General features: G+C 60.3%; 12 protein-coding genes. 6 read left to right on the forward strand and 6 right to left on the reverse strand.

Annotation, left to right across the window (positions count from 1 at the left end):
- The first annotated feature begins 154 nt into the window (after nucleotides 1–154).
- The gene (locus PSV43_RS00830) at nucleotides 155–1,033 is read left to right on the forward strand and encodes an alpha/beta hydrolase (RefSeq protein WP_300192710.1); all 879 of its coding nucleotides are present in this window, start codon (nucleotides 155–157) and stop codon (nucleotides 1,031–1,033) included.
- 98 nt (nucleotides 1,034–1,131) lie between these two features.
- Nucleotides 1,132–1,434: a hypothetical protein gene (locus PSV43_RS00835; protein WP_300192712.1), complete on the forward strand. Its 303-nt coding sequence runs from the start codon at nucleotides 1,132–1,134 to the stop codon at nucleotides 1,432–1,434.
- Between the two features lie 63 nt (nucleotides 1,435–1,497).
- Here PSV43_RS00835 and PSV43_RS00840 read toward each other — a convergent pair whose 3' ends face one another.
- On the reverse strand, nucleotides 1,498–1,740 hold the full coding sequence (locus PSV43_RS00840; RefSeq protein ID WP_300192714.1) for a hypothetical protein: 243 nt from the start codon (nucleotides 1,738–1,740) through the stop codon (nucleotides 1,498–1,500).
- 256 nt (nucleotides 1,741–1,996) lie between these two features.
- Between PSV43_RS00840 and PSV43_RS00845 the strand changes: the two genes are divergently transcribed.
- Nucleotides 1,997–2,470 (forward strand): hypothetical protein, encoded by a 474-nt coding sequence (locus PSV43_RS00845; protein WP_300192716.1) that lies wholly within the window; start codon nucleotides 1,997–1,999, stop codon nucleotides 2,468–2,470.
- Nucleotides 2,471–2,501: 31 nt separating this feature from the next.
- Here PSV43_RS00845 and PSV43_RS00850 read toward each other — a convergent pair whose 3' ends face one another.
- Nucleotides 2,502–3,020 carry a hypothetical protein gene (locus PSV43_RS00850; RefSeq protein ID WP_300192717.1) on the reverse strand — a complete coding sequence of 173 codons (519 nt, stop codon included), beginning with the start codon at nucleotides 3,018–3,020 and terminating at the stop codon, nucleotides 2,502–2,504.
- A 49-nt stretch (nucleotides 3,021–3,069) separates the two neighbouring features.
- Nucleotides 3,070–3,243, reverse strand: coding sequence for a hypothetical protein (locus tag PSV43_RS00855; RefSeq protein WP_300192718.1), 174 nt, complete (start codon nucleotides 3,241–3,243; stop codon nucleotides 3,070–3,072).
- Nucleotides 3,244–3,470: 227 nt separating this feature from the next.
- Here PSV43_RS00855 and PSV43_RS00860 point away from each other — a divergent pair, with 227 nt between their 5' ends.
- A complete protein-coding gene (locus tag PSV43_RS00860; RefSeq protein ID WP_300192719.1) occupies nucleotides 3,471–3,743 on the forward strand; it encodes a hypothetical protein in 273 nt (90 codons plus the stop codon).
- 44 nt (nucleotides 3,744–3,787) lie between these two features.
- On the opposite strand, the gene PSV43_RS00865 is transcribed toward PSV43_RS00860, so the two are convergent.
- Together PSV43_RS00865 and PSV43_RS00870 are read right to left on the reverse strand one after the other, a co-directional pair.
- Nucleotides 3,788–5,428, reverse strand: coding sequence for an ATP-binding protein (locus PSV43_RS00865; protein WP_300192721.1), 1,641 nt, complete (start codon nucleotides 5,426–5,428; stop codon nucleotides 3,788–3,790).
- Nucleotides 5,429–5,566: 138 nt separating this feature from the next.
- Nucleotides 5,567–5,926, reverse strand: coding sequence for a hypothetical protein (locus PSV43_RS00870; RefSeq protein ID WP_300192723.1), 360 nt, complete (start codon nucleotides 5,924–5,926; stop codon nucleotides 5,567–5,569).
- A gap of 477 nt (nucleotides 5,927–6,403) precedes the next feature.
- Between PSV43_RS00870 and PSV43_RS00875 the strand changes: the two genes are divergently transcribed.
- The gene (locus tag PSV43_RS00875; protein WP_300192725.1) at nucleotides 6,404–7,003 is read left to right on the forward strand and encodes a class I SAM-dependent methyltransferase; all 600 of its coding nucleotides are present in this window, start codon (nucleotides 6,404–6,406) and stop codon (nucleotides 7,001–7,003) included.
- Between the two features lie 231 nt (nucleotides 7,004–7,234).
- Here PSV43_RS00875 and PSV43_RS00880 read toward each other — a convergent pair whose 3' ends face one another.
- On the reverse strand, nucleotides 7,235–7,855 hold the full coding sequence (locus tag PSV43_RS00880) for a hypothetical protein (RefSeq protein ID WP_300192727.1): 621 nt from the start codon (nucleotides 7,853–7,855) through the stop codon (nucleotides 7,235–7,237).
- A 205-nt stretch (nucleotides 7,856–8,060) separates the two neighbouring features.
- Between PSV43_RS00880 and PSV43_RS00885 the strand changes: the two genes are divergently transcribed.
- Nucleotides 8,061–8,678 (forward strand): methyltransferase domain-containing protein, encoded by a 618-nt coding sequence (locus PSV43_RS00885; RefSeq protein WP_300192728.1) that lies wholly within the window; start codon nucleotides 8,061–8,063, stop codon nucleotides 8,676–8,678.
- The last annotated feature ends 140 nt before the right edge of the window (nucleotides 8,679–8,818 follow it).

Consider the following 8,818-nt stretch of genomic DNA (forward strand, 5'->3'; position numbering starts at 1 on the left):
ACCTCCCACGCGGACGACCTGCTGCGGACTCAAGTCCGCGCTCCGTGACTCTTTTCGGCTTGGTCAGTGAATGGGTGATTTCCTCGACACCCAGTCTGAATTGAATGCCATTCATGACTGGCATTTTTTTCATCCGTCAGTAACAACCCACATCATGAAACACATCGCACTGCTTCTATCTCTCGTCCTCGCCCTGCCCTGCTCACTCCGCGCTGAGGAGCCGCTGGTCATTCACCTTTGGGACAAAGGGGCACCGGGTTTTGAAAAGCTGCGGGATGAGCCGGAGGTGATGAAGGGGAGTTCGGTGACGCATGTGAACAATCCCTCCATCACGGTCTTCCCTGCGCCGAAGGACAAGGCAAACGGTGCCGCGATGCTGATCGTCCCCGGCGGCGGGCATCGCCAGCTGGGCTTTGGTGGCGAGGGGGTGGAGCCTGCGAAGCTACTGAATGAGCTGGGTGTGACGTGCTTTGTGCTGAAGCACCGCCTGCCACGCGAGGAGGGCTCCCCCTACAACATCGACATCCATCCGAAGCAGGACGGGCAGCGGGCGATGCGCGTGATCCGCAGCCGTGCGGCGGAGTGGAATCTTGACCCGAAGCGCATCGGCATCATCGGCTTTTCCGCCGGTGGCGAGGTGGTGGCCATGGTTGTTTACAGCCCGACGGCGGGTGATGCGTCAGCGGCTGACCCGATCGACCGCGAGAGCAGCCGTGCGGATTTTCAGGTGTCCATTTATCCCGGCCCGCTGGGTGTGCCTGCCGGGGCGATCCCTGCGGATGCGCCGCCTGCGTTTTTCCTGGTGGCGAATGACGACACCAGCCACGTGAAACCGGTGCTGGATCAGGTGGCGAAATATGAAGCCGCGAAGCTCCCGGTGGAAGTACACCTGTATGCGCGTGGCGGACACGGCTTTGGCATGGGCACGCGCTCAAAGCTGGCCTCCATCAAGACGTGGACTCAGCGCATGAGCGACTGGCTGGTGGACAACGGGTTTCTGGCGAAGGAGAAGCCGAAGGCGGGCGGGAAGTAAGGGGCGTTGCGGGGCTGCGGCCGCTTGCAAGCGGCCTTGAACTGGGGGTGGGCATGCGCCAGTCTGCGTGTCACGCTTTGTTTGAGCGTGATCTCTTTATGAAAAAATTTGCTGTCATCGTTCATGGTCAAAACTTCCTCATTCAGGATCTTGAGGATAAATTCGCGAGCTTGAGGGAGTTTTACATCCATGCGTATCCCGAGGCTGAAACGGTGGCGGAGGCTGAGGGCCTGGCGCTGAAGCTGGTGAATGATCTGCTGAAGGAAAGAAAGATGGTGCGGAATGCGCCGGAGAACGTGCCGACGCTTTTGATTGATGAGTGCGCGGAGGTTTCAGAGTGGCCGGAGTGCACGCGGCCGCTGAGCGGGTTTGTGTTTATCGAAGCGGCGAAGAAGGGCTGAGCCGTGCCTTGGGCAGTAGGATGCGTAGCTCAGGTCTGCCTGATGTGGCTGTGCCATGAACCGCTACTTTTCCTGACGGGGGCTGCAGTGTGTGCAGACACCCCAGTTCCAGCCCAAGCCGCCTAAATAGGGCTGGGTGATGATGCGCCTGCCGCACTTCTCACACTTCAATCTGAAATAAACGATGCCCGCGAGAATGCACCAAGCCAAGAGAAAATAGACTCCAGAGGGGAACAGCAGGGTGACGATGATGCAGGCCACCATGCCGAGGATGATGCCGAGATGCACTTTTTGCGGGGTGCTCATGAGTGGTCTGAATGAGCGTAGAACGGAGGTGTTGTCAACGCGACGGGGATGGACGCAACACCGTGGGGGGTGGCGCTTGAGCGTGAGGATAAAGAACCGATGCGGTGCCCCAGGGGTGTTTCAACCCTGGTCTCACCTACAGAAGGCCGTTGGCCTTCGGAGAAAAAGGGTGGCTTTGATTGCACAGCACTGTTGGAACTGGTGTGTGGTGAGACACGGCATTTGCTTGGAGGCTCGGGTGGTGTCTATTCAAGGCATGGACGCTGACCCGAATGTTGCTGAGGCTGCTGTGTTTGATCCTTACTATCCGATGCGACGCTGCATTGGCGCGTCGTTTGAATACCAGCCTGGGGTCATGAGTCTGCTGGTGGTGGGCTTGGTGGTGTCGGCGGGGCTGATCGGACACCGAATATGGGGGGGGCAAAGGGCTGCGCCTGACGCCGCAGATTCATCACGCCGGGGATGGGCGGGGCTGCTGGAATTTGCGCTGGGCCGTCTGGTATTGGCTGGTATGCTGGCCCACCTGTGTCTGGAGATGATCCATCTTGCCTATACAAGCTCTCAGGGAGCGGCGCTGAGGCTGCCGTTTGAAGCATTGACGTCAGATGATGTTTATATCTTCTGTACGCCCCTGCTGGCGGCCTGTGTGATTTATGCAAACTGCATGGTGGCGAGCTTGATCGGGAAGATGAGCGGCCATGCGTCTGCCTGCATGGGACGAGCGGGCTGAGCGGCCTGCATGACATGGCTGCTGGCTGATTTCATGGGGTCCACTTTTGGGTGATCTTGGCGACGAGAGCCACGTACTGCTGGCGATGCGACGGGGCGAAGGGTGGGAGATTTGCGATGGTTTTTTTTACGGTGGGGTCGCTGCCGAGGTAGGCGAGGTCGAGGGTGCCGCTGGTCCAGTCACAGGTGACGCGGAGTTCTTCAGCGGATTCGCTGCCTTCGGCATCGGTGTAGCGGTGGCCGCTGAAATAGACATCGGTTTCGGTGCTGGGCTTGCTGGCTTCGTCGCGGCGCACGTGCTTGATGGCGGCTTTGTCGTGGGCGCGGTCGATGATCCATTCGTCTCCGGCTTCGGGGGTGCTGCGGAAGCAGATCCAGTCTTCGCCGACGGAGCGCATGCCGAGGAGGATGCGGCGGGGATTCTCTGCGAGGGCGCGGTGATGCGGCGCGGGGAGATGAATGTAGTCCTGCGCGTCTGCGTCTTTCGATGAGGGGCCGCAGGAGATGAGGAGCAGGCTGGTGAGGAAGGCGAGCAGGCGAAGGGCGGGCATGGCGTGTGTGGAGGTGGGAGGCATGCGGTGCGCGGGAGGAGGGGTGGGCTCAGCACTGCTGGCTGGAGCGGAGGAGTGCGCCCACTCTGGCGCGGGTCTGGGGCGGCATGCTGAGGTGGTACTCATGCATGCCACAGTCTGTGTGCGGCTGCACGACTTCATTGAGGGCATTGAGGCGGTGCGCCTGCGTGTGGGGAATGTGGCCGGAGAATTCGTGCTGCATGGGGTGTGCGGAGTTGCGGGCGCAAAGAAGGTGAAATGCAAACAGGACGCGGAGGGTGATATCGCCGGCGAAGCCGGGCCTGAGGGGGGGAGCGGCGCGGCGCGCGTGAGATTGTGCGGCTACAAGTTCTCCTTGCTATTTCCACGCGGATTGCAATAAGCTTTAATTTAGTAGCGTTTGAGTCGCTAACCCATTCCGGTAACGTTTGATTTCTCAGCCAATCGCTCATGACCGCCCTCGACCTGCCCTCTTTCAATGGAGCCGTTGTTGCTATCAGTCTGGACGCGCAGCCTGCGCTGGGGGTGCTGGGTTTTTCACCCAAAGGCTGCGCGACGATCACGACGCTGTGCTTTGTGAATCCGGGGGTGGAATGCCCTTTGATCCAGCGTGAGCTGAGTGAGGATGAGATTGAATCGCTGTCGCTCAGCGGGCCCAAACGGCTGACCTCGAGCATTGCCCTGAGGAGTGCGGCGGTGTGGGATGCTTGCTGCCGGAAATAGGCAGCCGGAGGGCGAAGCGGAAGGGCGAAGCCGGAGGGGAGAGATCAGCTGGGGACTTGCTGGGGCGAATCTTCCGGGGATTGGGGGGGCATGGGACGCTTCCCTGCGAGACTGGCCACCATGGTGATGAGCTCCACGCTGTCGGCAGGTTTGGAGAGGTGCATTTGGAAACCGGCGGCGATGGACTTGATGCGGTCTTCGGTGCGGGTGTAGGCGGTGAGGGCGATGGCGGGGACTTGGCCGCCCTGCTCCTCGGAATGGGAGCGGATCTCGCGCATCAAATCGTAGCCGTCCTGACCGGGCATGCCGATGTCGCTGATGATGACATGGGGGACGTGGGCGCGTAGACACTCCAGAGCCTGTGGAGCGGATGAGGCGGTGGTGACTTCGGCCCCGGCCATGGAGAGCGTCTTGGCGAGCATGGTGCGGGCGTCTTCTTCATCATCCACGACGAGGAGCGAGACCTGCTGAAGGAGAGGCTGGGTGAGGCTGGAGGAGGAGGCGCGGGTGGATGCTGGGTGCTGGTGGGCGCTGGTATCCGGCTCGCTGTGGAGCACGGCGAGGGGGAGGAGCACGGTGAAGGTGGAGCCTGCATTCTCTCCGGGACTGCGGGCGCGCACGGTGCCGCCGTGAAGCTCCGTGAGATGACGGACGATGGCCAGGCCGAGACCGAGGCCGCCATGACGGCGGGTGGTGGATGAGTCAAACTGGCGGAAGCGCTCAAAGACATGGGGCAGGAAGTCCGCCGGGATGCCTGCGCCACTGTCTGTGATGCTGATTTCCACATGCGAATTGACGCGCTGCAGAGCGACGGTGATCGTGCCGCCCGAGGGGGTGAACTTGACGGCGTTGCTGAGTAGATTCCATACGATCTGCTGAAGGCGTACGGGGTCTCCGAGGACGGCCGGGGCGAGGGGATCGATCAATGTATGAAGACGCTGTTTCTTGGCCTGGGCGGCGGGCTTGAGGGCCTCGACGCCCTCTCCAATGACGGACTGAAGATCCACGCGCTGGACATCGAGCCGGACTTTGCCGGAGAGGATCCGGTTCATGTCGAGGAGGTCTTCGATGATGCGGGTCTGGGCGTGGGCGTTTCTGTCGATGACTTCCAGGCCCTGTCTGATCTCTTGATCTTCGCAGGGGCCGGTCATGAGGATCTGCGTCCAGCCGAGGATGGCCTGCAAGGGGGTGCGGAGTTCATGGGAGAGGGTGGCGAGGAATTCGTCCTTCATGCGGCTCTGAGTTTCGGCTTCGAGGGCTGCGAGGCGGAGCTGCTCTGAGAGCCGTTTCTGCGAGGTGATGTCCCGGGCGATCTTGGACGCGCCAACAATGCTGCCGGCGATGTTTTTCACCGGGGAGATGCAGAGGGAGACTTCGATGATGTTGCCGTCTTTGCGGAGGCGCTGAGTTTCAAAATGATCGACACGCTCGCCTTTTTGAAGAATGTCGAGGATGCGCGGCTCCTCATTCTGGCGATCGATGGGGATGAGTCGGGTGATGGAGGCGCCCACCATCTCTTCGGCGGTGTAGCCAAAGATGCGCTGGGCACCTTTGTTCCAGCTTGTGACGATGCCCTTGAGGTTCTTGCTGACGATGGCGTCGTCAGAGGAATCGACAATGGCCGAGAGGAGATGATCCGGGGAAATGAAATCGCCCGGGGGTAAGCTTCCTTTTTCAAATGACATGGGTAAAAGTACCTTATATGCGGTCATAAGCAACAAGGTGGCAATCAGGGAAAGCCTGATGCGAACCTACGGGGAGCGGGACAGGGCGGGGTGAAAGACTGCTGCTGCTCTTCGGAGGTTCGGGGGACGATGGAGCTGCTAAAGGAGATGCATTGGGGCTTGCTGAGATGCGGGCTCAGAGGAGGTCAAATGAAAACTGGAACCACGGAAGATGAGAGCGCAGGCGAGGCCGCCGAGGATGAGGGTGCGCTGGATGAGGCGCAGGAGCCGCTGCAGGCGGAACCAGCCTTCTTCAAAGGACCAGAGCCATTCGCCAGCGGAATGGATGGACCAGGCGGCCAGTCCAAGGAGGGCGAAGGCAGGGATGGAGAACCACCCGACAGCGTGTGTGGAAAGGGACAAAATGCTGACGGTGCCCCATGCGGTGAACCCGAGGCTGAAAAGGCAAATGAGCAGGCCGATGAACCGGGCGATTGCAGCGGTGCGGTTGTAGATCATGGGGGACAATGAACCGTGCGAGGGTTTAACTATCAACGATGGGCTGGGCCAGGACTGAGGGGGATATTTACACGGGAGAGCACCTGAACTCAAGGCTGCTAGAGGGTGGAACGGTGGGGGGGATTCGGGAATGGGGGCGCTGGTTTTTAGCAGGGGAATGGTGGGCAATGGAATGGCCGGAGATTTGCGGGGGGAAGATTGGGAGAAGGCAGAGGGGGCCGGAGATTTGAACCACGGAATACACAGAATACACGGAAGGGGGATCTGATTTGAGGAGGGTGCAAAATGGGAACGCTGGTTTTTGGCAGGGGAATGGCCGGAGATTCGAACCGCAGTTATTCGGGAGTTAGGGAGACTGCAGAGATTGTTGCTGAATCTGAACTTCGTGGGGTCCCCTGCCCTGCGGTGTGAACATTGAGCGGCGGGGCCAACATCCTGCTGTTGATAAGCGACGCGACTGGCGTTAATCCCGGCTGCATGCAGCCTGAAGACCTTGGCCGGAGTTATGATGAGATCGCGGAGCGGTGGCTGGAGCCGCACCTTGCTGGCAATGGTATGCGGCAGCATGAACTGGCACTGAAGTTTCGGGCGCAGCCGGGCGGGCGGGCGCTGGATGTGGGCTGCGGCTGCCATGGGCGCTTCATCCGGCTGCTGGAGCTGCGGGGCTATGCGGTGGAGGGGCTGGATGTGTCGGCACGGATGATCGCCCTGGCGCGTGAGGAGATGCCGCAGGTCACGTTTCACCATGCCGATGTGTGCGAGTGGCAGCCGGAGGGGCTCTATGATTTTATTTCGGCTTGGGACAGCATCTGGCATGTGCCGCTGGAGAGCCACGCGGAGGTGCTGACGAAGCTGTGCCATGCGCTGGCACCCGGTGGTATCTTCATTTTCACCTTTGGCGGGCTGGATGCGCCGGAGGAGAAGGTGGATGCGAGCATGGGGGTGCCGGTGTACTACAGCACGCTGGGTGTGTCACAGACGCTGCAAACGGTGGCGGCGGCGGGGTGCGTGTGCCGGCATGTGGAGTATGATCAACACCCGGAGATGCATGTGTTTGTGATCGTGCAGCGGGTGTGAGTGGATGGCTTTTTTTGGGAAGTATTGAGGAGATTTGACTTGGTTTTGGGGGCGTTGGGTAGCTTGTCCGGAACGAGCTAAAGCTCGGGAGTACTTTTTCGGAACGAGCTGAAGTTCGGAAGACTTTGGCGGTGGGATCAGAGGTCGGTCACCTAGCCTGCGGGGGCCACTATGAACGGTTGGCAAACTGGCACTGGCACTGGCACTGGCGCACCGCATGCGCTGCGGGCATCAGGGTTTCGCGAGGCCGGCTGGGAGCTGCGCGAGGCGCTCGACTTCGAGCACTTCATGGAAGAACCAGGGCTTGTTGTCCTTGGCTTTGAGGATGATGGTTTTGCTGGCGTATTTGACGCCGTCATGCTCCTTCCATTCGCTGAAGCGGTAGATGTCGCCGCGCCAGTCGAGGCGTTTGAGGAGGGAGGTTTGCTGATCGAAGTAGAAACTCATGGCGGGCGTGACGCTGCCGCTGACTTTGAGGCCGAAGCAGGGTTTGCCTTCATCGGTGAGATCGGGGATGACTTCGATTTTCGATTTTTCATCGACCAAGATGCCAAGTGTCCAGGCCCAGACGTCGTCCTTCGCGGGCTCTACTGCGCGCTCCTTTTTATTGATCCACCACCAGCCGGGCATCTCGAGCACGGATTCGCGGGTGGAGCGCTTTTTGCCGGCGGCGGGCTCGGGCGTGCTGCCGAAGTGGAACACCTCTTTCATGCGGAAGATTTTGAGCAGCTTCTCCTTGCCACCGACAGCGCTGACGGCTTTTTCAATGGCGGGTTTGGGGTCGGGCGTCTGGCCCTGAACCGGGGTGATGAGGACGGTGGCGAGGAGCAGGAGACAAAGGCGAGTGATCATGGATGGGCGTGACATGGGGAGCATTGAGCGCAGACAGTTACGGGCAGGATGAAGCGGCCTTTCATGGAGTGAGTGCGAGAGTTTGAATGGCTCTTCTGACACCCCTGAACGGGCCAGAATTCGCGCAGTGGGATCGGGATGAAGAGGGTGTGGTGGGATGGGCGGGCATTGACGGGGAAGAAAGCGCCGCCTAGCTTTCCTGCACATGACATCTTCTTTGCTCAAACTGCATCTCGGGGCTTTCAACTGTCCGCAGGAGGGGTGGTACAACACGGACATCACGCCGCACATGTGGGTGACGCACGTTCCGGGGCTGCCGCAACTGCTGCGGAAGGTGGGTCGCATCACGCAGGCGCGGCTGGAGGAGCATGAGCAGGGTGTGTTTAAGCAGCTGCATTACCTGAATGTGACGAAGCGCTTTCGGCTGGCGGACAACAGCTGTGCGTGCGTGTTCAGCTCGCACATGTTTGAGCATATTTTTGTATGGGATGTGCCGCTGCTGCTGAGTGAGATTTTGCGGGTGCTGGCTCCGGGCGGTGTGGTGCGCTTTGTGATCCCGAGCCTGGACCACTATGTGAAACTGTATGATCCGGAAGACCCGACGGCGATGCTGCTGGGCATCCTGGAGTACGATGGCACGGGGGTGAAGAACCGGCACCAGTGGATGTACACGGAGGCGTCGCTGTGCAAGCTGCTGGAAAAGCATGGGTATGTGAATGCGCGTGCGTGTGGGTACAAGGAAGGCAAATGCGCGGACTTGGAGCGGATTGATAACCGGCCGGAGAACAGCATCTATGTGGAGGCGGAGAAGCGGGTGGGGTGAGAGGGGTTTTGAGCTTTAGGTTGTTCTGGGAGGTGCGGGGCATTTTCCAGAGTGAGCTAAAGCTCACGAGTACTTTGGTGCGGCTGCGGGGACGTTCGGGTTTGCCGCAGAGCACCTGAACTATTGGAGGCTGGTGGGCG

Origin of the sequence: Prosthecobacter sp., assembly GCF_029946185.1 — a bacterium.
Taxonomy (GTDB): domain Bacteria; phylum Verrucomicrobiota; class Verrucomicrobiia; order Verrucomicrobiales; family Verrucomicrobiaceae; genus Prosthecobacter.

Coding starts and splice junctions, on each gene's coding strand:
- PSV43_RS00885 (WP_300192728.1), top strand. CDS start 8,061: ATGACATCTTCTTTGCTCAAACTGCATCTCGGGGCTTTCAACTGTCCG.
- PSV43_RS00850 (WP_300192717.1), bottom strand. CDS start 3,020: ATGCCCGCCCTTCGCCTGCTCGCCTTCCTCACCAGCCTGCTCCTCATC.
- PSV43_RS00855 (WP_300192718.1), bottom strand. CDS start 3,243: ATGCAGCACGAATTCTCCGGCCACATTCCCCACACGCAGGCGCACCGC.
- PSV43_RS00880 (WP_300192727.1), bottom strand. CDS start 7,855: ATGATCACTCGCCTTTGTCTCCTGCTCCTCGCCACCGTCCTCATCACC.
- PSV43_RS00840 (WP_300192714.1), bottom strand. CDS start 1,740: ATGAGCACCCCGCAAAAAGTGCATCTCGGCATCATCCTCGGCATGGTG.
- PSV43_RS00835 (WP_300192712.1), top strand. CDS start 1,132: ATGAAAAAATTTGCTGTCATCGTTCATGGTCAAAACTTCCTCATTCAG.
- PSV43_RS00865 (WP_300192721.1), bottom strand. CDS start 5,428: ATGTCATTTGAAAAAGGAAGCTTACCCCCGGGCGATTTCATTTCCCCG.
- PSV43_RS00830 (WP_300192710.1), top strand. CDS start 155: ATGAAACACATCGCACTGCTTCTATCTCTCGTCCTCGCCCTGCCCTGC.
- PSV43_RS00875 (WP_300192725.1), top strand. CDS start 6,404: ATGCAGCCTGAAGACCTTGGCCGGAGTTATGATGAGATCGCGGAGCGG.
- PSV43_RS00845 (WP_300192716.1), top strand. CDS start 1,997: ATGGACGCTGACCCGAATGTTGCTGAGGCTGCTGTGTTTGATCCTTAC.
- PSV43_RS00870 (WP_300192723.1), bottom strand. CDS start 5,926: ATGATCTACAACCGCACCGCTGCAATCGCCCGGTTCATCGGCCTGCTC.
- PSV43_RS00860 (WP_300192719.1), top strand. CDS start 3,471: ATGACCGCCCTCGACCTGCCCTCTTTCAATGGAGCCGTTGTTGCTATC.